Here is a 22,524-nt window from a genome sequence, read left to right as displayed (position 1 = left end):
TATGAGCCAGGGTCTGCCTTCCCTGCTGTCCGGTGGGCAACCGCGCTACCTCGTTCTCGCCCAGGCACTGGTCGACGACATTAAGGCCGGGCGTTATCCGCTGGGCAGTTTGCTGCCGACCGAGCACGAGCTGTGCGAGCAGTTCAGCGTCAGCCGGCATACGGTCAGGGAGGCGATCCGCCGCTTGAACGAATTGGGGCTGATCAGCCGTCAGCAGGGCGTGGGCACACGGGTCAAGGCGACCCAGGTGGCCTCGCGTTACGTGCAGGCCAGCGAAAGAATCGCCGACCTGCATCAGTACGTGCGCGACGTTCGGCTGGAGATCAGCTCGATCGACGACGTCATCCTCGACGCGGCGCTGGCCGAACTGCTCGAAGCCAAGCCCGGGCAGAGCTGGCTGCACGTCAGCGGCCTGCGTCACCGCGAGGGCGACACGGAGCCGCTGGCGCGCACCGACGTCTACATCAACCGCGCCTACCGCGGCGTGGCTGAAGACCTCGGCGACGGCAGCGAGCCGATCTACACGCTCATCGAACGGCGCTACGGCCTGCACGTGGTGCAGGTCAGCCAGCAGCTCAGCGCGGTGAACATCGGCGAGCGCGACGCGCGGGTGCTGGAGGTCGAACCCGGTTCCGCCGGACTGCTGGTGGTACGCAAGTACTTCGGTGCCAATCAGGATCTGCTCGAGGTCGCAGTGAACCTGCATCCGGGCTCGCGCTTCAGCTACTCGGTCACCCAGCACCTGCGTTTCCAGGGAGAAGCCTGATGGGGGGAGGCTTCCTTCCGCTGGTCGTGACCCTGGCGATCCAGGCGCTGGCCTCCATGGCCTCCTTCACCGTGCCGGTGCTGGCACCGGCGGCAGCCGCCGATCTGGGCGTGCCGGCGGCGGTGGTCGGCGTCTTCGTGGCCCTGATCTATTTCGGCGCCATGCTTACCAGCCTGTTCAGCGGCGCCTGGGTGGTACGCTATGGTGCCATTCGCGTCAGCCAGATCTGCCTGTTGCTATGTTCCATCGGGCTGGCCTGCGCTGCCAGCGGCACTCTGACCGGGATGGCCCTGAGCGCCTTGCTCATCGGCGCCGGCTATGGCCCGGTAACCCCGGCGAGCTCGCATATCCTTGTGCGAACCACACCCGCGCACCTGATGGGCTTCATGTTCTCGCTGAAGCAGACCGGCGTCCCGCTGGGCGGCGTGCTGGCCGGGGCGCTGGTGCCGAGTCTGGTGGAAACCACCAGTTGGCAGGGCGCCGCCGGCGTGGTGGCGCTGGCCTGCGCGGTCATGCTGGTACTGGCACAGCCGTGCCGCGCCGCCCTCGACGATGATCGCCAGGCTGAGCACCGGGTCCGGAGCAACCCATTGCAGCCGCTGAAGCGGGTATTCGCCCACCGCTCCATTCGCGATCTGGCGCTGTGCTCGTTCTTCTTCAGCGCCATGCAGCTGTGCCTGACCACCTACCTAGTCACCTACCTGACCCACGAATACGGCCTGGCGCTTACCGCCGCCGGTATGGTGCTCGCCGTGACCCAGGGCGCCGGCGTCGGTGGGCGCCTGCTGTGGGGCTGGATCGCCGACCGCTGGCTGGCGCCGCGCCGGCTGCTACCGCTGCTGGCCCTGGCAATGGCGGCTGCCGCCGCGCTGACCGCCGCCTTCGACCCGGACTGGCCGCTGCTGGCGGTGATGGTCGTTAGCGCCTCCTTCGGCGCCACCGCGATCGGCTGGAACGGCGTCTACCTCGCCGAGGTCGCCCGCCTGGCGCCGCCCGGCACCGCCGGCCTGTACACCGGCGGCACGCTGTTCTTCACCTACTTCGGCGTAGTCGCCGGCCCGCCGCTGTTCGCCCTGATCGCCGAGGCGAGCGGTTCGCTGGCGAGCGGCTACGCCACCTTCGGCGCACTGCTGCTGGCGACCGGCCTGCTGCTTGGTCACTTCGCCCGGCGCCCGGCACCGACTACCGGCTCGGCCTGATCCGACCCGTACCACCACGGAGGAAGCATGTCCGCACGATCCTATCTGTTCGTTCCCGGAGAGCGTCCCGAGCGCTTCGACAAAGCGTGCGCCAGCGGTGCCGACGTGGTGATCCTCGATCTAGAGGACGCGGTCGCGCCCGAGCGCAAGGCGCAGGCGCGCGAGGCCATTCGCGACTGGCTGACCCAAGGCGGCCGTGCCTGGGTGCGTCTGAATGGCACGGATACGCTCTGGTTCGAGGATGACTGCAGCCTGCTCGACGCGCCGGGCTTGCTCGGCGTGTCGCTGCCCAAGGCGGAAACGGCGGAGCAGCTGAACCGGCTCGCCGAACGGCTGCCCGCGCCGCTACGCATGTTGCCGATCGTCGAGACCGCGCGCGGCATCTGGAATGCGGCCGAGCTCGCGGCGGCGCCGAAGGTCGACCGGTTGGCGTTCGGCTCGGTCGATTTCCAGGCGGATGCCGGGATCGTTGGCGACGGAAACGAGCTGCTGTACGCCCGTTCGCGCCTGGTTCTCGCCTCGGCGATGGCGGGTATCGGCGCACCGGTCGATGGCGTGACCGTGCAGTTGGATGACCTCGCGTGGCTCGAGGCCGATGTGCTCGATGCGAGGCGCATGGGATTTGGCGGCAAGCTCTGCGTGCACCCACGCCAGGTCGGACCGGTCAACCAGGGCTTCCTGCCGTCGGCGGAGGAAACGGCCTGGGCGCGGGCGGTGATGGCGGCGGTGGAGGCCAACCCCGGCGTCGGCGCGGTCAGCCTCGACGGCAAGCTGATCGACCTGCCGGTGATCCTGCGCGCGCAGCGGATTCTCGAAGGGGCGGCCGCCGCCTGAGCGGCGCGCCCGGGCGATCAGAAAAAGTAGAAGCAGCCGGCGATCACCAGCCCCGAATACACCAGCATCAGCAGGCAGTAGCCCATGATGTCGCGGGCTCCGAGGCCGACGATGCCGAGAATCGGCAACGCCCAGAATGGCTGGATCATGTTGGTCCAGGCGTCACCCCAGGCGATGGCCATGGCGGTGACTGCCGGGCTCACGCCGAGCGCCTGACCGGCTGGCAGCATGATCGGCCCCTGGACGGCCCACTGGCCGCCACCGGAGGGTACGAATACGTTGACCAGGCCGGCGCTGAGAAAGGCCAGCACCGGGAAGGTATCGGCCGACGACCAGGCGATGAAGGTGTCGGTGACCTGCTTGCCCAGGGAAACGCCGTCAGCGTTGGCGCCCACCATCATGCCCATGATGCCGGCATAGAAGGGGAACTGGATGACGATGCCACTGATGCCGCCAATTCCATCCTGCACCGCTCGCATATAACGCTCCGGCGAGCCGTGCAGCGCCAGACCAATGAACAGGAACAGGCCGATGACGATGTTCAGCGTCAGGGCGAAGCCGTTCTCGGCAAAATAGTAGCCGAAATACACCACACCCAGCGCGACGATGATCAGGTTAAGGATTCGGCTATCGTCCATGCGCTGCGCCAGCGTGTTGCGCGGCAGCGGTTCATGTTCCGGATCCAGCAGCAATGCCGGATCGGCGACCTTGGGGGCCTTTGGATGCATGGCCCAATTGAGGATCGGCAGGCCGATTACCAGCAGCGCAATGATGGTCAGGTTCATGGGGGTGAACAGCGTGTCGCCGACGCCAATGGCTGCGGTGACCACGCCGCCAGTCATGCGCTCAAGGTCCGCTCCCCCGGTAGCCAACGACAATGGGATGGAGCCGGACAGGCCGCCGTGCCAGATCAGGAAGCCCGAATAGGCCGCCGCGACCAGCAGAGGATAGTCGACACCCTTTACTTCACGGGCCAGGGCTCGAGCGAAGACCGCGCCGATCACCAGACCGAAGCCCCAGTTGATCCAGGAGCCCGCCAGTGCGACCAGGGTCACCATCACCACGGCGCGCCCTGGTGTGCGGGCAGCGCGCGCAAGACCGGCCAATAGTCGATGGATGGCCGGTGCGCTGGCCAGGGCATGACCCGTGACCAGAATCAGCGCCATTTGCATGGCGAAGGTGAGCAGGTTCCAGAAGCCGGTGCCCCAGTGTTTCGCCATTGAAGGCAGGCCCTGGCCGGTGACGAGCATGCTCGCGGCGAGCACGATGAGGCTGAGGAGAATCGCAAAAACGAAGGGTGAGGGTAGGTATCGCTGAATGAGCTTGACGCTCAAGGCGGTAACGGAGCTGAGCATGGTCGTTGGTCCTGTGTTGTTTTTCTTTTTTATAGGCGGCTTTATAGGCGGCGCACGTGCATGGCGTGCGCCGCGGTTTGTTCGATACGTCGAGGCGGTTGCTCGCTGACTGAACCGCGCTGATTCTCCTCTATGAATTGGCGTGAGCCGTTTCAGGTGCGTTCGATGGCCAGGGCAACGCCTTGTCCGCCACCGATGCACAGGGTGGCGAGGCCTTTCTTGGCATCGCGGCGGATCATTTCGTGTAGCAGCGTGACCAGCACGCGGCAGCCCGACGCGCCGATGGGATGCCCCAGCGCAATCGCGCCGCCGTTGACGTTGACTTGCTCGGCATTCCAGCCAAGTTCCTGGCCGACCGACAATGCTTGGGCGGCAAAGGCCTCGTTGGCTTCGATCAGGTCCAGCTGATCCAGTGACCAGCCCGCCTTGTCCAAACAGCGGCGGGTCGCCGATACCGGCGCGATGCCCATGATCGCCGGGTCGACGCCAGCATTGGCGTACGCCTTGATCGTCGCCAGCACTGGCAAACCGAGGGCCTTGGCCTTGTCTGCGCTCATCAGCAGTACCGCGGCGGCGCCATCGTTGAGGCTGGAGGCATTGCCGGCGGTAACCGAGCCATCCTTCCTGAACGCCGGCTTGAGTTTGGCCAGTGCCTCGGCGGTGGTGCCGGCACGGGGCTGCTCGTCGGTGTCGAAACGCAGCGGCTCGCCTTTGCGCTGGGGAATCTCGATGGGCGTGATCTCGTCCTTGAACCGCCCGGCCTCGATGGCCGCGACAGCCTTCTGCTGCGATGACGCGGCGAAGGCATCCTGGGCTTCGCGGCTGATCCCGTACTTGTCGACCAGGTTCTCGGCGGTGATGCCCATGTGGAAATCGTTGAAGGCATCCCAGAGGCCATCGCTGATCATCGAGTCGACCAGCTCGGCGTGGCCCATGCGCAACCCGGTGCGGGCCTTGGGCAGCACGTAGGGCGCCAGGCTCATGTTTTCCTGGCCGCCGGCAATGATGACTTCGGCGTCACCACAACGAATCGCCTGCGTCGCCAGATGCAGGGCCTTGAGGCCCGAGCCGCAGACCTTGTTCAGGGTGAAGGACGGCACGGCATGGGGCAGGCCGGCCTTGATCGAGGCCTGACGGGCCGGGTTCTGGCCGGCACCGGCGGTCAGGACCTGGCCGAGAATGACTTCATCGACATCGGCGGGGTTCAGTCCGGTCTGTGCGAGCAGACGCTTGATCACGGCAGCGCCCAGATCAGGCGCGGCGATGTTGGCCAATGCGCCCTGGAACGAGCCGATGGCGGTACGGGTGGCGGCGACGATAACGACGTCTTGCATAAAAGAGTCTCCTATCCGAAACGGGAAAAGCCCCGCATGCATCGTGCGCATCATGAGGCTTTCGAGCAATGCGGGTCAGGCGAACTGCATTTCCGGTACATGGTCCGGTACCACCAGTTCACCGGCGGTCTTGGCAACGATTTCCTCGACACTCACGCCGGGCGCGCGCTCCTTGAGGATGAAGGCACCGTTGTCGATCTCCAGGTAGGCCAGATCGGTCAGCACGCGCTTGATGCAGCCGGCGCCGGTCAGCGGCAGCGTGCACTTGGGCAGCAACTTGGACTCGCCATCCTTGGAGGCGTGCGTCATCAGCACGATGATGTTTTCGGCGCCGGCGACCAGGTCCATGGCGCCGCCCATGCCCTTGACCAGCTTGCCGGGGATCATCCAGGACGCGATGTTGCCCTGTACGTCAACCTCGAAGGCGCCGAGCACGGTGAGGTCGATGTGCCCGCCGCGGATCATTGCAAAGGATTCGGCGGAGTTGAAAATGGAGGCGCCGACGCGTGCGGTGACGGTCTGTTTGCCGGCATTGATCATGTCGGCATCGAGTTCGTCTTCTGTGGGAAACGCGCCCATGCCGAGCAGGCCATTCTCCGATTGCAGCATCACTTCCATGCCCTCGGGCACGTAATTGGCGACCAGGGTCGGGATGCCGATGCCGAGGTTCACGTAGAAGCCGTCCTGCAGTTCACGGGCGACGCGCTGGGCCATTTGTTCGCGGGAAAGTGCCATCGTCGATTCCTCTTATTCTTTTGATCAGGTGCGGACGGTGCGCTTTTCGATGCGCTTCTCGAAGGTGCCGCAGATGATGCGGTCGACGTAGATGCCGGGGGTGTGGATCTGGGTGGGGTCGATTTCACCGGGCTCGACGATCTCCTCCACCTCGACCACCGTGACCTTGCCGGCCGCTGCCGCCAGCGGGTTGAAGTTCTGCGCGGTATGGCGATAGATGACGTTGCCGTAGCGGTCGGCCTTCCAGCCCTTGACGATGGCGAAGTCGCCGGTGATGGCGTGCTCGAGAATATGCGGACGGCCGCTGAATTCACGCACGTCCTTGCCTTCGGCGATGGGCGTGCCGTATCCGGTTGCGGTGTAGAAGGCCGGAATGCCGGCGCCGCCTGCGCGCATCTTCTCGGCCAGGGTGCCCTGAGGCGTCAGTTCGACTTCCAGCTCGCCGTTGAGCAACTGCTTTTCGAACAGCGCGTTTTCGCCCACGTAGGAGGCGATCATCTTGCGGATCTGCCGGTCTTCCAGCAGCACACCCAGGCCGAAGCCGTCGATGCCGCAATTGTTGGAAACCACGGTCAGGTCGCGGGTGCCCTTGCGCTTGATCTCGGCGATCAGGTTCTCGGGAATGCCGCACAGACCGAAGCCACCGGCCAGAACGGTCATGCCGTCCTCGAGCCCGTCGAGCGCCTCGGCGTAGGAATTCACGCGCTTGTCGAAACCAGCCATAAACGATTCCTTTTTGTTGTTGGGTTGTTTGTGCTGAGCTGCGATGGAGTGTTCCCTTGTGTGACGGATTTGTTAAGTTGATTTTTAAGCGCGATTGATTGATAAAACCAAAGAAAGCGCTGTAGTGCGCACCGGATCCGATTCGATGACCGTCAAACAACTCCGTGCGTTTCTCGCTGTGGCCCACACCCTGAGCTTCGCCCAGGCCTGCGAACGCCTGCATCTGTCGCAATCGGCGCTGAGCCTGACCATCAAGGCGCTGGAGGACGGGCTCGGCGGCCGCCTGTTCAGCCGTACCACGCGGGCCGTCAGTCTGACGCCCGAAGGCGAGGCGCTGCTGCCGCTGGCGCGGCGGTTGCTCGCCGACTGGGACAACGCCGAAGACGAGCTGCGCCAGCGTTTCACCTTGCAACAGGGCAGGGTGGCATTGGCCTCGATGCCGTCCTTCGCCGGCAATCTGCTGCCAGCCGTACTGCGCACCTTTCGCGACCGCTACCCCTCGATCCGTGTCACCGTGCATGACGTGATCAACGAGCAGGTGATGGAGATGGTCCGTGACCGCCAGGTAGAAATCGGCATCGCCTTCGAGCCCGAACCCAGCACGCCGCTGACGTTCACCCCACTGTACACCGACCGTTTCGTGGCGGTGCTGCCGGCCGATTCGGTGCTGGCGAGCCAGGTCGAAGTGAACTGGAACGCGTTGCTTGAACATCCCTTCATTACCTTGCAGCGACCGTCGACGGTGCGCGTCATGCTCGAAGACCATCTGCGTCCGCGCGGTCGCCAGCTGCCGGTGCAGTTCGAGAGTCATCAGTTGGCAACGGTCGGACGTATGGTCGCCAGCGGCCTGGGTGTCAGCGCCGTGCCGGCGCTATGTCGTGCGCAAATGCTCGAGCTTGGTGCGCGCTGCGTGGCCCTGGGTGACCCCGTGATTGAAAAACCGGTCGGCATCCTGACCAAGCCCGGCCACGAGCTGTCGGTGGCAGCGCAGGCGATTGCTGACACTTTGCGCGCTGAAACGGGTTATCCGGACGCCTCCGGCTGAAGGCCGAAAGCCGCGGCAACCGGGGCGTCCGGCTGTCAGCCGGGAGAAAAAGCGTTCGGTTACCGGACGTTGAAGATGTTGGCCCATGATCCAGTCTCCTATCCTTCACGCCATAGATATGCTGCGCACGCCGACAGAGCATCCATTGCCCCGGTCCGGCGTGACGTCAGGTCTGGCGTCGCTTCGCAGCTGCCATCCATACTATAAGATAAGCGACAAGCGACAAGCGACAAGTGACAAGTGACAAGTGACAAGAGTGCCCTGTGATGGATAGTCTGCTGAATACGAAAGGCAGGATGTTCGAGCGTGCCGATCCCCGCGCCGTATCGCAGTACGTCAATCAGCAGGTTGGTGCGCACTGCATTCAATTGCCACGTACCGGCAGTCCGCAAGCCAGCCTGAGCCACTGCACGTTCGGCAAGCTTGAATTCTTCTGCAAGCTGGAGCAGATCCACGGCCGCTTGAGCGAGCCCGCGGCCAAGGCCCGCAACATCACCGAGATCGCCATGGACTAAAGCGTCATGCATCTCGGTCGTTTCTCGGAGACATACAGGCGCACCTTCGGCAAGCTACCGACAGATACCCTGCGCAAGCATCGCTGACAGCCGCAGGCCGTGCCCGCTTGGCAATCTCGCTGGCAGAGGCGCGATGAAGGATTTCAAGCAATAACTTAACGAGCCTTTCATTTAAGCACTTCGCTAACCATAATCCTGACTAAATCAATCGGGTTTTGGAGATTCCATGCAAGACGTGACACTGTCGGACGTGTCATTGATCGCGCAGGATCGATATCGACTACTGGTCGATGCTGTGACTGACTACGCCATCTACATGCTCGACGCCAATGGCAGCATCGCCAGTTGGAACGCGGGTGCGAGGCGCTTCAAGGGATACGAAGAGGCCGAAATCATCGGCCAGCATTTCTCCCGCTTCTACACCGACGAAGACCGTGCTGTCGGGATGCCGCAAAAAACCCTGGATACAGCGGTAACTGAAGGTCGCTTTGAAGGGGAAGGTTGGCGCGTGCGTAAGGACGGCACGCGCTTCTGGTGCCACGTGGTGGTCGATCCGATCTGGTCGCCTGACGGCAGTTTGCTCGGTTTCGCCAAGATTACTCGTGACCTGACCGAGCGCAAGCTTGCCGAGGAGTCGTTGAAAAAGAGCGAACAACAGTTTCGCTTGCTGGTTCAGGGAGTTACCGATTACGCCATCTACATGCTCGACCCGACAGGCATAGTAACCAACTGGAACGTGGGCGCCCAACGCATCAAGGGTTACCTGCCAGACGAGATTGTCGGGCATCACTACTCGGTCTTCTTTACCGAAGAGGACCGGCAAAATGGTGCACCCCAACGCGGCCTTGATACGGCACTGCGGGAAGGGCGGTTCGTGAGTCAGGGCCTGCGTGTACGCAAGAACGGCTCGTGCTTCTGGGCAAGCGTAGCGGTCGATCCGATCCACAGTGATACTGGCGCTCTGCTCGGTTTCGCCAAGGTTACGCGGGATATCACCGAAAGCGTCGAGGCGCAGCGCGAATTGGAAAAGGCGCGCGAGGCGCTGTTTCAGTCACAGAAGATGGAGTCGCTTGGGCGGCTTACCGGTGGCATCGCCCACGACTTCAACAACCTGCTCATGGCCGTGCTTGGTGGGCTGGAGATCGTACGCCGGCGGGTTGACGACGACCCGAGAATCGTCCCCTTGCTGGACAACGCGATTCAGGGTGCACAGCGCGGCATATCACTTTCCCAGCGCATGCTGGCGTTCGCGCGGCGCCAGGAACTGCATCTCGAGCTGGTCGATGTGTCCGCGCTGGTGCGTGGCATGGCTGATCTGCTCAGGCAGTCGCTCGGCCCTCGGATCGAAATCGAGATGCGGTTTCCGCTTTCGCTCAAGCCGATTCTGGCAGATCCCCATCAGGTCGAGCTGGCACTACTGAATCTCGCGGTTAATGCACGGGACGCAATGCCCGATGGTGGCACCGTCACCCTCTCCGCAAGCGAACACCGGTTCGATACGAAGGCTGGGCCATTGGAGTCGGGCGACTATGTATGCCTGGCGCTGACCGACGAAGGCACGGGTATGGACGAAATGACGCTTGAGCAGGCGATGGAGCCTTTCTTCACCACCAAGGGCGTCGGCAAGGGCACGGGGCTTGGGCTCTCGATGGTCCACGGCCTTGCCGCTCAGTCGGGTGGGCGCCTGTTGCTCAAGAGCGAGAAGGGCCGCGGCACCACTGCCGAGCTGTGGCTGCCGCTTGCGGTCAATCTGCCTGTGCCGGCGGAAAAAGGAGGTGTCCAACCGCCTGAGTCGCAGAGCCTTATGGCGCTGAAAGTGCTGGCGGTGGACGACGACGCGCTGGTGCTGATGACCACCGCCGCAATGCTCGAAGAGCTTGGCTGCGAGGTGATCGAGGCGGACTCGGCCGAGCAAGCGCTGGAGATACTGGCGCAACAAGGAATTGATCTGGTATTGACCGATCAGGCCATGCCGCAGATGACCGGTGCTCAGCTGGCCGACTTTATTCAGCAGCGGTATCCGCAACTGCCGGTTATCCTCGCCACCGGCTACGCCGACACGCTTGGCGGGCGCGCGAGCAGTCTTCCCAGACTCGGCAAGCCATTCGACATGGACGCCTTGGCCGAGAAAATCACAGCGGTCATGAGCCAGCGCTGACGGCTGGCTCCGCTCGCCAGTCCTTCGACGAAGGACGCGATGAGAGCCGTCTGATCTTCAACTCCAGCTGGCAACTGCGGTGACCGAATCAGCGCCTGGCGGCGAGCGTCTGATTTTGCGATTATCGGATGCGAGAACGATAATCGCCCATCGCCCATCGCCCATCGCCCATCGCCCATCGCCCATCCGCCACGGACGCCCGCTCATGACCGCCGAATCTCGCCCCAGCCTTGCCCTCATGGCGCCGGCCATCATCGCCTCGCCCGCCAAGCGAATCGAGGCGCTGACCGGCGACCCGAACTTCATGACGTCGCTGGCGCGGGGGCTGGCGGTGATTCATGCATTCCAGGAGCGCAAACGTCATCTGACCATCGCGCAGATCAGTCACCGCACGGAAATACCCCGCGCGGCCGTGCGTCGCTGCCTACACACACTGATCAAGCTCGGTTACGCCACGACCGATGGGCGAACCTATTCGTTGTTGCCGAAAGTCCTCACGCTCGGGCACGCGTATCTGTCGTCGACGCCGCTGGCGGTGACGGCGCAGCCGATCCTCGATCGGCTCAGCGATGAGCTGCACGAAGCCTGCTCGATGGCCACGCTGGAAGGCGACGAAGTGCTGTATGTAGCGCGATCGGCCACGCCCCAGCGGTTGATCTCGGTGGACCTCAGCGTCGGCAGCCGCCTGCCGGCCTACTGCACGTCGATGGGCCGCATCCTGCTGGCCGCGCTGGACGACGCGGCACTGACGGAGTACCTCGAACACGCGAATCTTCAGGTCAAGACCAGCCGCACGCTGCATACACCTGAAGCGATCCGTGCCTCGGTTGAGGAAATAAGGCAGAAGGGTTGGGTCATCATCGATCAGGAGCTTGAGGTCGGCTTGCGCTCGCTGGCGGTGCCGCTGAAGGACTCTGCCGGGCAAGTGCTGGCCGCACTCAACGTTGGCACCCATGCGAGCCGGGTGACCAAGCAGGAGCTGGAGTCCCGCTTCCTGCCGGTTCTGCTGGAGGCGAGCAGGGAACTGAGCACGCGACTTTTCCACTGATCGAGTGCCGCCGGTGTCCGTTTTCAAGGCTTCTCGGGATGGGTACGGTTCTGTTCGATAATCGCACAATGATTCGATTATCGGATTGTTCTGGTTTGATTCGGTAGTTAGTGTTGATGGCACGCGCTGCTCTCTGCTCACCCATACACCAACACGAGACCGACCCATGGCTGAACTCCTTTCCCTTCGCGAAGCAGTGGATCGCTTCGTCAGCAGCGGGGATACCGTCGCCCTTGAAGGCTTCACCCATCTGATTCCAACTGCCGCTGCGCACGAGATCATTCGCCAGGACAAAAAGGACCTGACTCTGGTGCGGATGACCCCGGATCTGGTCTATGACCTGCTGATCGGCGCCGGTTGCGCTAAAAAGCTGGTGTTTTCCTGGGGCGGCAATCCCGGGGTCGGCTCGCTGCACCGCCTGCGTGACGCCGTGGAAAAACAGTGGCCGCAGCCGCTGGAAATCGAAGAACACAGCCATGCGGATCTGGCCAACGCCTATGTCGCTGGCGCGTCCGGCCTGCCGTTCGCCGTGCTGCGCGCCCACCTCGGTTCCGATCTGCCGAAGGTCAACCCGAGGATCAAGTTCATCGACTGCCCCTTCACCGGCGAAACGCTGGCGGCCGTCCCCAGCGTGCGCCCGGACGTCACCGTGATCCATGCACAAAAGGCCGACCGCAAGGGCAACGTACTGATCGCAGGCATTCTCGGTGTGCAGAAGGAAGCCGCGCTGGCCGCCAAGCGCTGCATCGTCACCGTCGAGGAAATCGTCGACGATCTGCAGGCGCCGATGAATGGCTGTGTCTTGCCCAGTTGGGCCCTGAGCGCTGTGTGCCGGGTGCCCGGTGGCGCGCATCCGTCCTATGCGCATGGCTATTACGAGCGCGACAACCGCTTCTACCAGCAGTGGGACCCGATCGCTCGCGACCGCGACACCTTCACCGCCTGGATCGATGAATTCATCCGCGGCACCGAAGATTTCCCAGCGTTCCAGTCCAAGCTGGCCGCGCAACAGGAGACCAAGTGATGAGCGCTCAGGTCAAGGACTACAGCACCAACGAAATGATGACCGTGGCCGCGTCCCGACGCCTGGGTAATGGCAGCGTCTGCTTCGTCGGCATCGGGCTGCCATCCAAGGCGGCCAACCTGGCGCGGCTGACCCACGCGCCTGAAGTGGTGCTGATCTACGAGTCCGGCCCGATCGGCGCGAAGCCCTCGGTGCTGCCGCTTTCCATTGGTGACGGCGAGCTGGCGGAGACGGCTGACACCGTGGTGCCGACCGCCGAGATATTTCGATATTGGCTGCAGGGCGGGCGGATCGACGTCGGTTTCCTCGGGGCGGCGCAGGTGGACAGGTACGGCAACATCAACACCACGGTGATCGGCGACTATCATCAACCGAAAGTTCGCTTGCCAGGGGCGGGCGGGGCACCGGAAATTGCCGGGTCGGCGAAAAAGGTGCTGATCATCCTCAAGCAGTCGCACCGCACCTTTGTCGACAAGCTGGCGTTCATCACGTCGGTCGGTTTCGGCGAAGGCGGTGAGCACCGCAAGCAGCTCGGGTTGCCCGGCAATGGCCCGGTTGGGATCATCACGGACCTCTGCATCATGGAGCCCGAAGCGGGGTCCAACGAATTCGTGGTGACCTCGCTGCATCCGGGCGTGACCCGCGAACAGGTGATCGAGAACACTGGCTGGGCCATTCGTTTCGCCGCTCAACTGGGCGAAACCGCGGCACCGACCGAAACTGAACTGCAAGCGCTGCGCGCCCTGGAGGCACGCACCGCTGCCGCCCATGGACAAACTGGAGGTGACGAGTGACACGCGACGTCTTTATCTGTGATGCAGTCCGTACGCCCATTGGCCGCTTCGGTGGCGCGTTGGCTGCTGTGCGAACCGACGATCTGGCTGCCACGCCAATCAAGGCGCTGCTCGAACGCAACCCCGGGCTCGACCCGGCGGCGGTCGAAGAGGTCTTCATGGGCAGCGCCAACCAGGCCGGCGAGGACAACCGCAACGTCGCGCGTATGGCCGCGCTGCTGGCCGGGCTGCCGGAAACCGTGCCAGGTGTGACGCTCAATCGTCTTTGCGCCTCGGGCATGGACGCGGTGGGCAGCGCTTTCCGGGCGATCGCCTGCGGTGAGATGGAACTGGCCATCGCCGGTGGCGTTGAGTCCATGACCCGCGCGCCCTATGTAATGGGCAAGGCCGACACCGCATTCGGCCGCACCCAGAAAATCGAGGACACCACCATTGGCTGGCGCTTCATCAATCCCAGGATGAAGGAGCTGTACGGCGTCGATGCCATGCCGCAGACCGCGGACAATGTTGCCGAGGAGCACAGGATCAGCCGCGGGGCCCAGGATGCCTTCGCGCTACGCAGCCAGCAGCGCACCGGCAAGGCGCAGACGGCTGGTTTCTTCGCTGAAGAGATCGTTCCGGTGGTGATCAAGGGCCGCAAGGGCGACACCGTCGTGGATACCGACGAGCATCCGCGGCCGGACACCTCGGCCGAGGCGCTGGCCAAACTCAAGCCGGTGAATGGTCCGGACAAAACCGTCACCGCAGGCAATGCCTCGGGCGTTAATGACGGTGCGGCGGCGATGATCCTGGCCAGTGCCGACGCGGTGCAGAAGTACGGCCTCAAACCTCGCGCCAAGGTGCTCGGCATGGCCAGCGCGGGCGTGGCGCCGCGGGTCATGGGTTACGGTCCGGTACCGGCGGTGCGCAAGCTGTGCGAGCGGCTGAATCTGGCGGTCGGCGATTTCGACGTCATCGAACTCAACGAAGCCTTCGCCGCCCAGGCGCTGGCCGTCACCCGCGATCTGGGCCTCGAAGACGACAGCCCGAAGGTCAACCCGCAGGGCGGTGCCATTGCCCTCGGTCATCCGCTGGGCATGAGCGGTGCGCGGCTGGTGCTGACCACCGTGCATGCGCTGGAAAAATCCGGCGGCAAGCTGGGGCTGGCGACCATGTGCGTCGGTGTGGGCCAGGGCCTGGCCTTGGCGGTTGAAAGGGTCTGATCGGCCGCCCAGGGTGTTCGTCAGGCGCGCCCGGATGGCCGGGCGATTCTGCGGTCGCCTGTGCTTGATCGTTGCGAGAGCGTCAGGTTGATAGATTGATAGATTGCACCCATCCTGCAGTCTTGATCGTTGCAAATCGTCAGTTGATGGGTTGCACCATGATGTCTACGGCCCATTGCTTCCGCCGCTTCGAGGGGCTTTTGCCATGGCGTGACGATGCGTGTTATGACAGGCACAGCGCCTGCCTCGCTCGTGCGCGGCTATCGTTAAATGTCGACTTCAGGAGGTTCCAATGCCCAGCATCAAACTCGCCGACGGCGAACTGAATTACCGTCTAGATGGCCCGGTCGACGCGCCTGTCCTGGTGCTGTCCAACTCGCTCGGGACCACGTTTGAAATGTGGGACGCGCAGGTGCCGGCTTTCAGCGAACACTTTCGCATATTGCGCTACGACACGCGCGGGCACGGCGGCTCAACCGTTACGCCGGGGCCATACAGCATCGAACAGCTCGGCCGCGATGTGCTGAGTTTGGTGGATGCGTTGGGAATCGACCGTTTCGCCTTCTGCGGCCTGTCCATGGGTGGACTGATCGGTCAGTGGCTGGGGGTCAACGCCGGCGAGCGGCTGACGCGGCTGGTGCTCTGCAGCACCGGCGCGAAGATCGGCACCGACGAGGTGTGGAGCGAGCGCATCGACACCGTGCTGAAAGGCGGCGAGCAGGCCATGCGCGACATGCGTGACGCCTCTGTCGCACGCTGGTTCACGCCCGACTTTGCGGCGCAGCATCCCGTCGAGGTGGATCGCATCACCCAGATGGTCGCCAATACCTCACCAGCCGGCTATGCCGCCAACTGCGCGGCCGTGCGTGATGCCGATTACCGCGAGCAGCTGGGTGCGATCAAGGTGCCGACGCTGGTTGTTTGCGGCAGCAAGGATCCGGTCACGACGCCCGAGCACGGGCGCTTTATCCAAGCGCATGTCGCCGGAGCGAGGCTGATCGAGCTGGACGCTGCGCACCTGTCCAATGTCGAGGCGGGCGACGCCTTTACCCGGCCGGTAACGGCGTTTCTCTGCGATTGAGCCGTACAAGGTCGATCTGGTGCCGCCGTCATCGGTGGAGCGCATGAACCGGCGGGTCTGCCCGGCGCCCATGTCCTGCTGCACGCGCCGGTAATATTCAGCTGTGGCGCGGGGGTGCCGAAAGCCCGTCGGCGTTGGCTCGCGCGTTCCGCCGCAAGACGGGCGCCAGTCCGCGCGAATGGCAGGCCGCAGCGAGTGCATGACGGCGTGGCGGGACATTCCCCGGCATCATCGTTCCGTCCACGTTGCGTTACTTGACCCAGGATCGGCGGCGGCAGAGCTCACTTGGCAAACAGCTGACCCATGTCCTTGAATGCCTTGAATTCCAACGCGTTGCCGCAGGGGTCGAAGAGGAACATGGTTGCCTGCTCGCCGACCTGGCCCTTGAAGCGTACATAGGGCTCGATGACGAACCGGGTATCCCGTGCACGCAGACGCTCGGCCAACGCTTCCCACTCCGGCCAGTTGAGCACGATGCCGAAGTGCGGCACCGGAACGTCGTGACCGTCTACGGCATTGGTCTGTGCCGCTTGCTGCGATGGCGTCTGCGGGTGTTCATGGATGACCAATTGATGGCCGTAGAAATCGAAGTCGACCCAGTGCTCGGACGAGCGGCCCTCGGCGAGACCGAAGACTTCGCCATAGAAGCGGCGCGCGGCGGGCAGGTCATGGACAGGGATCGCAAGGTGGAAAGGGGAGAGGCTCATCAAGGCTTCCTTCTGTTTGGGGCCGTAACGATCATGTTGCCAATTTGCCACCCTTATCAATACCCTTGATAAAGTGCGGATTCAACGATAGCTGCGTATAACGGTCTGGCTCAGAACGGTGACCAGCCCTATGGGTCCAACCAGAAGCCCGCTATACACACATTTGGATAACCGCATGGCCCAACCAGATCTGCAATCCCGGCTTGCTTTCACGCTGCAATCGGCTGGCTTGCTGGAGTGGTACGTCGAGCTGGACGACTCGCTGAGCGATACCCAGGCGACGGTCGAGGCTGTCTCCCATGCGCTCGATGCCTATGCACTGGGCAGCACCTCGCTCACCGAATTCCTGGAACACATCCATCCCGACGACCGCGATCCGGTCGCCGAGCACGTGGCTGTCGCCCTCTCGACCGGAGACCAGGTGCGCTTCGAGTGCCGTGTTCTGGTCGGCGACAGCAGTGTGCAGATGGTCAGCGTGACCGGTCGCTCCACCGCTCACCCCGAGCTGCGGGCGCTGCACTTCGTCAGTCAGGATGTGACCGACTGCCGCCGCTCCGAGGCCATAGCCGAAGGGCAGATGCGCGCACTGGAGCTGGCGGTGGCCGGTGCGCCCTTGACTGAAGTGCTGGTCGAACTTACCCGCTCGGCCCAAAGACAGTCGGCTGGGACCATTCGCGCAGCCATCATGCGCCTGGATGAGGATGGCAAGCTGCGATTCGTTGAAGCGTCCAGCCTTCCTTCAGATTTTGTCGCTGCGCTCGATGCGATGGCCCCAGGTTCCGATGAAACCACCTGCAGCCTGTCGGTACGCACCGGCAAGCCAAGCGTTGCCGTGGATATTGCCAGCGATCCGTTCTGGGCCAGGCACCGAGACAAGGCGCTTGAGCATGGCCTGCGCGGTTGCTGGTCCACACCAATTGTCTCTGACCGCGGCGAGGTGATGGGCACCCTTGCCTGTTACAGCAGCGTATGCGCAGCGCCGTCGTCGTTGGAGCAAGAAGCAATCACCCTGCTCGCCAATACAGCGGCTCTGCTGGTGCAGCGCGAACGAGCCAACCGGGCGCGGGTCAAGGTCGAGCGAAAAATGGCAGCCAACGAGCGCCGGTTCAGGGGATTGGTCAGGGCCACCAACAGCCTGGTCTGGTCGACCAGCCCGCTGGTCGACATCGTCGAGCCACAATCTGACTGGAATGAATTCACCGGCCAGACGTTCGAGCAATCGCGAGGCAAGGGCTGGCTCGAAGCCGTGCATTCGGAAGATCGTCCCGCGCTTGAAGCCGTCATTGAGGAAATGCGTTCGGTCTACAGCAACAAGCGCGCGGAATGCCGCATTCGTCGGGCGGATGGCGAGTATCGGCACATGGCGGGCCATGCAGTGCCCATCTTCGATGATCGCGGGATTATGAAGGAATGGTCCGGCGGGTTGACCGACATCACCGACCGCAAGCAGGTCGAGCACCGGCTGCACCACATGGCCACGCATGACTCCTTGACCGGCCTTCCCAACCGAACCTATCTCAACGAGCACTTGCGCGAGTTGGTCAATTTCATCCCGGAAAACCGGCAACTGATGATCATGCTGATCGACCTTGATCGCTTCAAGGAAGTGAACGACTCGATGGGGCATGGCTACGGCGACGTACTGTTGGTGCAGATCGCCCATCGGCTGCGCGAGGCGCTGCCGTCCGGTGATCTGGTGGCGCGCCTGGGCGGTGACGAGTTTGTGGTGGTGGCTCATCTACCTGACGGCGTGCGCTCGGCCGAGCGGCTGGCGACTGATCTGCTGCGGGCGATCCAGTTGCCCTGCGATGTGCTTGGCACACGTTACTACCCCTCGGCATCGATGGGCATGTGTCTGTATCCGAACCCCGACACCAGCATCGATGAGCTGCTGCAGCACGCCGATATCGCCATGTATCGCGCCAAGGATGCTGGCGGCACCGGGATGCAATTCTTCTCGGCTGAGATGAGCATCGAGACCAAGAACCGCATGGCGCTCGAACTCGACCTGCGCGAAGCGCTGGAGCGCAATGAATTCGTGCTGCATTACCAGCCGCGCATCTGCCTGGACGATGACATTCCATGCGGTGTGGAGGCGCTGATCCGCTGGAACCATCCAAGCAGGGGGCTGGTATCACCGGCGGTGTTCATACCCATCGCCGAAACCACGGGGCTGATCGGCAAAATCGGCAACTGGGTGCTGCAGCAGGCGTGCAAAGATATCCAGCAGCTGACTGACCGCATCGGTACCGAACTGATGCTGTCGGTGAACGTGTCACCGGTGCAGCTCAAATCGCCAACGCTGTGCAGCGAAGTCAGCGGGGCATTGCAGGCGGCCGGGATGGATACGCACCGCCTCGAACTGGAGCTGACCGAGTCCGGGTTGATCGAAGACACCGACACTTCGCACCAGCTCCTGAGCAACCTGCGAACGATTGGTGTCAGGCTTGCAATCGACGATTTCGGCACCGGGTACGCCGGTATCGCCTATTTGCGCCAATATCCAATCGATGTTGTGAAGCTTGATCGGACCTTCCTTTGCCCAACCGCCAAGGCTGATAACTGTCTCGATTTCATCAAGGCGGTGACCGAAATGTGCCACTCGCTTGGCATGCGTGTCGTGGCCGAAGGCGTAGAGGACGCCGATATGCTGCGGCAGTTGATGCGGTCGGGATGCGACGAGGCACAGGGATACCTGTTCGCCAAGCCTATGCCGCTGGCCAAGCTGGGCGACTACATCATCGATCGTCGGGCGAGTTGAGCTATTCGACGTTTGGACTGCGCTGCAGTCGCAACTCAACATTTGTCTGAATTATCTTCTGCCCGCACGGCCGGCTCTGTACCATTTGTCGATGCGACTTGTTGAACCTATGCATCAATGCGCGTGATGTCATGCCAGATGGAGGCATTCTGGCGATTGCTACCAGCCGAGCCGATATCGACGAGACAGAGGCTGTTCGTCTGGGGTGGTCACAGCGGGCGCCAGGTCAGCATCAGGGTATCGGACACGGGGGTCGGTATTCCCGGCGCGCTCTATCATGCGCGGCCGCTGCGCATGCGCTTTCGATGTAACTGTAGGGAACCAAAGCCCGAGGGTGCATGGTCGAAGCGCGTAGACAACTGTCGGCCGCCACCGTCATTTTGCCTTCGGCAGCCTCGGCAGAACTCAGGGTTTTGCCTGAATCGACCACTGATCTTCCAAAGGAACGACTGATGAGCCTCGACCTCAACGCAGGACGCCTCCCCGACGAGCACACCCTGACCAACATTCCGCGGCTGATTTCACGGTATTACAGCGAGCGGCCTGATCCATCCGATCCGGTGCAGCAAGTTGCTTTCGGCACCTCCGGCCACCGCGGCTCGTCACTGAAGAACAGCTTCAACGAGTGGCATATCCTGGCAACCACACAAGCGATTTGCGACTACCGCCGAGAGCAGGGCATCGACGGCCCGGTCTTCGTCGGCATGGACACCCACGCGCTGTCCGAGCCGGCGTTCGTATCCGCCCTGGAAGTGTTGGCAGCCAACGGCATCGAGACACGCATCGACGCCGGTTGCAGCGAAACCAATGGCGAGCCCGGATACACGCCGACCCCGGCCATCTCCAACGCCATCCTCGAATACAACGCCGGCCGCCGCAGCGCCCTGGCTGACGGCATCGTCATCACGCCGTCGCACAATCCGCCCGCCGATGGCGGATTCAAGTACAACCCCACCAATGGCGGCCCGGCTGATACGGGCGTAACCAAGTGGATCCAGGAGCGCGCCAATGCGCTGCTGGTTGCCGGCCTCAAGGGTGTGCAGCGGATGGATTATTCGCAAGCGTTGAAGGCGCCCACCACCCAACGCTTCGATTTCATCGAACATTACGTAGGTGGGCTGGAGCAGGTGATCGATCTCGAAGCGATCCATACCTCCGGCCTGGAGTTCGGCGTTGACCCACTCGGTGGCGCCGGCGTGCATTACTGGACTCGGATCGCCGAACGCTACGGCTTGCCACTCGAAGTGCTCTCGACCCGTGTCGATCCCACCTTCCGCTTCATGCGCCTGGACTGGGACGGCAAGATCCGCATGGATTGCAGTTCGCCCCACGCCATGGCCGGTCTGATCGAGAACAAGGACCGCTTTGACGTCTCCTTCGCCTGCGACACCGACCATGACCGTCATGGCATCGTCGCGCGCTCCGTCGGGCTGCTGAACCCCAACCATTACCTGGCCGTTGCCATCGAATACCTGTTCACCCATCGCCTCGGATGGAGCGCCCAGGCGGGTATCGGCAAGACCTTGGTGTCATCCTCGATGATCGACCGTGTCGCCAAGGGCATTGACCGCAAGGTGGTCGAGGTGCCGGTGGGCTTCAAGTGGTTCGTTGATGGCTTGATGGACGGCAGCCTGGGCTTCGGCGGTGAAGAGTCCGCTGGCGCTTCTTTCCTGCGCAAGCAAGGCGGTGCTTGGTCCACCGACAAGGACGGCCTCATCCTAGGATTGCTGGCGGCGGAGATCACCGCCGTCACCGGCAAGGACCCGGGCGAGCGCTATCAGGCGCTGACCGAGCGCTTTGGCGCACCGGTGTACCAACGTATCGATGCGCCCGCTGATCGCGAGCAGAAGGCCAAGCTGGGCAAGTTGTCGGCTTCGCAGGTCACCGCCAGCGAGCTGGCCGGCCAGCCAATCACCCAGATCCTCACCGAAGCGCCGGGCAACGGTGCCGCTATTGGCGGGCTCAAGGTGGTCACCGATAACGGCTGGTTCGCGGCGCGGCCGTCCGGTACCGAGGATGTCTACAAGATCTACGCCGAAAGCTTCGAGGGCGAAGCACACCTCAAGCGCATTCAGGAGGAAGCCAAGGCGCTGGTGGATGGCGTATTGGCTGGGTAAGAAACGGCAGGTCCAGTCTCCTTATGCCTAGGGCGGCTGGAATAGTGATTAACCGGCAGCAGGATGGAATGGGCTTGCAGTGCTTGTAACTTACATTAAGAAATCAGTTATTAGGCCAAGCCAGTCTACGCTGACTTGGCTTAAACATCGGTTCTTGTCTTGAGCGAGTTAAAATCATCGAGAGAACTTAATGCCATTACTGGGCGGCCGCCCTTCCTTTGAGCCACGACCACCTTGCGAATAGCAGATTAGTTGAACTCGGGACGCACTGGACCAGTCGATTAATCAGAATGGCTGTCATAACCTTGAGCTCTGTCGGGCTCGTCTCTATCACGAAATATCGTGCAGAGATTCGCATGTCCACACCTATTTGCATACGTTACAACGACGATCTCGAGCAGACCAAGCCCGATGAAGCGGAAACCATAGACAAGATCATCGCCTCGATGACCCGTGAGAGTGAAATCACTACCGAGCGCTATAAACATTCTGTTCGTGCTTCACACGCCAAAAGCACCGGCCTACTGAAAGGCGAGTTGCACGTGCTCGAAAGCCTGCCCGAAGCGCTGCGCCAGGGATTGTTTACTGCATCACGGTCGTTTCCGATACTTGTGCGCCTGGCGCAAGGTCCGGGGGAATTACTCAAAGACGACGTTTCCACCCACCGGGGCATGGCAATCAAGGTGCTCGATGTGCAGGGCGACAAGCTGCCTGGCCATACCAACGACACCCAGGATTTTGTATTGGCTACAGGTCCGGTATTCACCGCACCGGATGCCAAAACCTTTCTCGCGAACATGCTCGGCCTGGAGAAAAGTACCTCCATGTCCGAAAGCGTAAAACACGCGGTGTCAGCCGCCTCCCGAGCCGGCAACCAGGCACTGCACGCGCCGGGGGGCGACAGTTCGAAACTGGACTTTTTCGGACATCCGCCACGTCATCCGCTTTCTGACGTCTATTACAGCCAGGCCCCGATTCGCTACGGTGATTATGTGGCGAAAGTCGGCGTGTTCCCCTCATCTCCGGAGGTTCTCGCGCTTGGTGACGGCTCGCTGGACCTCTCTGATCCCGACGCGTTTCGTCACGCTGTGACAGAATTTTTTAGCGCTCACGATGCCGAGTTCGA

Annotated in this window: 19 protein-coding genes and 1 pseudogene; 15 read left to right on the top strand and 5 right to left on the bottom strand. The window is 62.8% G+C overall.

All coding sequences use genetic code 11. The features are described from left to right. Position 1: 1 nt before the first annotated feature. The 3 genes from NA637_RS16600 to NA637_RS16590 are packed head-to-tail and all read left to right on the top strand — an operon-like array spanning position 2 to position 2,799. Entirely contained in the window at positions 2-766 is a 765-nt protein-coding gene (locus NA637_RS16600; RefSeq protein ID WP_256073415.1) for a GntR family transcriptional regulator, read from the top strand. Next, complete coding sequence (locus NA637_RS16595) at positions 766-1,965, top strand: MFS transporter (protein WP_256073414.1); 1,200 nt, start codon at positions 766-768, stop codon at positions 1,963-1,965. Before NA637_RS16600 ends, NA637_RS16595 begins: the two co-directional genes overlap by 1 nt. A 27-nt stretch (positions 1,966-1,992) precedes the next feature. Then, complete coding sequence (locus tag NA637_RS16590) at positions 1,993-2,799, top strand: HpcH/HpaI aldolase/citrate lyase family protein (protein ID WP_256073413.1); 807 nt, start codon at positions 1,993-1,995, stop codon at positions 2,797-2,799. Between the two features lie 17 nt (positions 2,800-2,816). Here the strand turns inward: NA637_RS16590 and NA637_RS16585 are convergent, their stop codons facing one another. From NA637_RS16585 to NA637_RS16570, 4 genes are all read right to left on the bottom strand, one after another. Beyond that, positions 2,817-4,154, bottom strand: coding sequence for a short-chain fatty acid transporter (locus tag NA637_RS16585; protein ID WP_256073412.1), 1,338 nt, complete (start codon positions 4,152-4,154; stop codon positions 2,817-2,819). A gap of 152 nt (positions 4,155-4,306) precedes the next feature. Then, a complete protein-coding gene (locus tag NA637_RS16580; protein WP_256073411.1) occupies positions 4,307-5,488 on the bottom strand; it encodes an acetyl-CoA C-acetyltransferase in 1,182 nt (393 codons plus the stop codon). A 75-nt stretch (positions 5,489-5,563) separates the two neighbouring features. After that, a complete protein-coding gene (locus NA637_RS16575) occupies positions 5,564-6,223 on the bottom strand; it encodes a CoA transferase subunit B (RefSeq protein ID WP_256073410.1) in 660 nt (219 codons plus the stop codon). Between the two features lie 24 nt (positions 6,224-6,247). After that, the gene (locus tag NA637_RS16570; protein ID WP_256073409.1) at positions 6,248-6,946 is read right to left on the bottom strand and encodes a CoA transferase subunit A; all 699 of its coding nucleotides are present in this window, start codon (positions 6,944-6,946) and stop codon (positions 6,248-6,250) included. A gap of 145 nt (positions 6,947-7,091) precedes the next feature. Here NA637_RS16570 and NA637_RS16565 point away from each other — a divergent pair, with 145 nt between their 5' ends. The 9 genes and pseudogenes from NA637_RS16565 to NA637_RS16525 form a co-directional block, all read left to right on the top strand. Then, a complete protein-coding gene (locus NA637_RS16565; protein ID WP_256073408.1) occupies positions 7,092-7,991 on the top strand; it encodes a LysR family transcriptional regulator in 900 nt (299 codons plus the stop codon). Between the two features lie 266 nt (positions 7,992-8,257). Next, positions 8,258-8,506 (top strand): hypothetical protein, encoded by a 249-nt coding sequence (locus NA637_RS16560; protein WP_256073407.1) that lies wholly within the window; start codon positions 8,258-8,260, stop codon positions 8,504-8,506. 226 nt (positions 8,507-8,732) lie between these two features. Next, complete coding sequence (locus NA637_RS16555; RefSeq protein WP_256073406.1) at positions 8,733-10,664, top strand: hybrid sensor histidine kinase/response regulator; 1,932 nt, start codon at positions 8,733-8,735, stop codon at positions 10,662-10,664. Between the two features lie 205 nt (positions 10,665-10,869). Further along, on the top strand, positions 10,870-11,712 hold the full coding sequence (locus tag NA637_RS16550; RefSeq protein WP_272889176.1) for an IclR family transcriptional regulator domain-containing protein: 843 nt from the start codon (positions 10,870-10,872) through the stop codon (positions 11,710-11,712). A gap of 166 nt (positions 11,713-11,878) precedes the next feature. Next, positions 11,879-12,736, top strand: coding sequence for a CoA transferase subunit A (locus NA637_RS16545; RefSeq protein WP_256073405.1), 858 nt, complete (start codon positions 11,879-11,881; stop codon positions 12,734-12,736). After that, positions 12,736-13,530 carry a CoA-transferase subunit beta gene (locus NA637_RS16540; RefSeq protein WP_256073404.1) on the top strand — a complete coding sequence of 265 codons (795 nt, stop codon included), beginning with the start codon at positions 12,736-12,738 and terminating at the stop codon, positions 13,528-13,530. The genes NA637_RS16545 and NA637_RS16540 overlap by 1 nt, the downstream gene beginning before the upstream one ends. After that, a complete protein-coding gene (pcaF, locus tag NA637_RS16535) occupies positions 13,527-14,732 on the top strand; it encodes a 3-oxoadipyl-CoA thiolase (RefSeq protein WP_256073403.1) in 1,206 nt (401 codons plus the stop codon). Before NA637_RS16540 ends, pcaF begins: the two co-directional genes overlap by 4 nt. 292 nt (positions 14,733-15,024) lie before the next feature. Continuing rightward, a complete protein-coding gene (pcaD, locus tag NA637_RS16530; RefSeq protein ID WP_256073402.1) occupies positions 15,025-15,813 on the top strand; it encodes a 3-oxoadipate enol-lactonase in 789 nt (262 codons plus the stop codon). A 113-nt stretch (positions 15,814-15,926) separates the two neighbouring features. Continuing rightward, positions 15,927-16,016 (top strand): annotated as a pseudogene (locus NA637_RS16525) (AraC family transcriptional regulator); the annotation flags it as partial. Between the two features lie 78 nt (positions 16,017-16,094). On the opposite strand, the gene NA637_RS16520 reads toward NA637_RS16525, so the two are convergent. After that, complete coding sequence (locus NA637_RS16520) at positions 16,095-16,520, bottom strand: VOC family protein (RefSeq protein ID WP_256073401.1); 426 nt, start codon at positions 16,518-16,520, stop codon at positions 16,095-16,097. 175 nt (positions 16,521-16,695) lie between these two features. Here NA637_RS16520 and NA637_RS16515 point away from each other — a divergent pair, with 175 nt between their 5' ends. The 3 genes from NA637_RS16515 to NA637_RS16505 form a co-directional block, all read left to right on the top strand. Beyond that, on the top strand, positions 16,696-19,281 hold the full coding sequence (locus NA637_RS16515) for a bifunctional diguanylate cyclase/phosphodiesterase (RefSeq protein ID WP_256073400.1): 2,586 nt from the start codon (positions 16,696-16,698) through the stop codon (positions 19,279-19,281). 452 nt (positions 19,282-19,733) lie between these two features. Beyond that, entirely contained in the window at positions 19,734-21,398 is a 1,665-nt protein-coding gene (pgm, locus tag NA637_RS16510) for a phosphoglucomutase (alpha-D-glucose-1,6-bisphosphate-dependent) (protein WP_256073399.1), read from the top strand. Between the two features lie 356 nt (positions 21,399-21,754). Next, the coding region (locus NA637_RS16505; protein WP_256073396.1) for a catalase at positions 21,755-22,524 on the top strand (770 nt) is incomplete at its 3' end.

It is taken from the genome of Stutzerimonas stutzeri (assembly GCF_024448935.1).
Classification (GTDB): Bacteria; Pseudomonadota; Gammaproteobacteria; order Pseudomonadales; family Pseudomonadaceae; genus Stutzerimonas; species Stutzerimonas stutzeri_AO.
The sequence above is the reverse complement of the archived record's forward strand: the minus strand, read 5'-3'. Positions and strand labels throughout refer to the sequence as shown.

Coding starts and splice junctions, on each gene's coding strand:
- NA637_RS16555 (WP_256073406.1), top strand. CDS start 8,733: ATGCAAGACGTGACACTGTCGGACGTGTCATTGATCGCGCAGGATCGA.
- NA637_RS16545 (WP_256073405.1), top strand. CDS start 11,879: ATGGCTGAACTCCTTTCCCTTCGCGAAGCAGTGGATCGCTTCGTCAGC.
- NA637_RS16515 (WP_256073400.1), top strand. CDS start 16,696: ATGGCCCAACCAGATCTGCAATCCCGGCTTGCTTTCACGCTGCAATCG.
- NA637_RS16575 (WP_256073410.1), bottom strand. CDS start 6,223: ATGGCACTTTCCCGCGAACAAATGGCCCAGCGCGTCGCCCGTGAACTG.
- NA637_RS16550 (WP_272889176.1), top strand. CDS start 10,870: ATGACCGCCGAATCTCGCCCCAGCCTTGCCCTCATGGCGCCGGCCATC.
- NA637_RS16540 (WP_256073404.1), top strand. CDS start 12,736: ATGAGCGCTCAGGTCAAGGACTACAGCACCAACGAAATGATGACCGTG.
- pcaD (WP_256073402.1), top strand. CDS start 15,025: ATGCCCAGCATCAAACTCGCCGACGGCGAACTGAATTACCGTCTAGAT.
- NA637_RS16570 (WP_256073409.1), bottom strand. CDS start 6,946: ATGGCTGGTTTCGACAAGCGCGTGAATTCCTACGCCGAGGCGCTCGAC.
- NA637_RS16565 (WP_256073408.1), top strand. CDS start 7,092: ATGACCGTCAAACAACTCCGTGCGTTTCTCGCTGTGGCCCACACCCTG.
- NA637_RS16590 (WP_256073413.1), top strand. CDS start 1,993: ATGTCCGCACGATCCTATCTGTTCGTTCCCGGAGAGCGTCCCGAGCGC.
- NA637_RS16585 (WP_256073412.1), bottom strand. CDS start 4,154: ATGCTCAGCTCCGTTACCGCCTTGAGCGTCAAGCTCATTCAGCGATAC.
- NA637_RS16520 (WP_256073401.1), bottom strand. CDS start 16,520: ATGAGCCTCTCCCCTTTCCACCTTGCGATCCCTGTCCATGACCTGCCC.
- NA637_RS16595 (WP_256073414.1), top strand. CDS start 766: ATGGGGGGAGGCTTCCTTCCGCTGGTCGTGACCCTGGCGATCCAGGCG.
- pgm (WP_256073399.1), top strand. CDS start 19,734: ATGAGCCTCGACCTCAACGCAGGACGCCTCCCCGACGAGCACACCCTG.
- NA637_RS16600 (WP_256073415.1), top strand. CDS start 2: ATGAGCCAGGGTCTGCCTTCCCTGCTGTCCGGTGGGCAACCGCGCTAC.
- NA637_RS16560 (WP_256073407.1), top strand. CDS start 8,258: ATGGATAGTCTGCTGAATACGAAAGGCAGGATGTTCGAGCGTGCCGAT.
- NA637_RS16580 (WP_256073411.1), bottom strand. CDS start 5,488: ATGCAAGACGTCGTTATCGTCGCCGCCACCCGTACCGCCATCGGCTCG.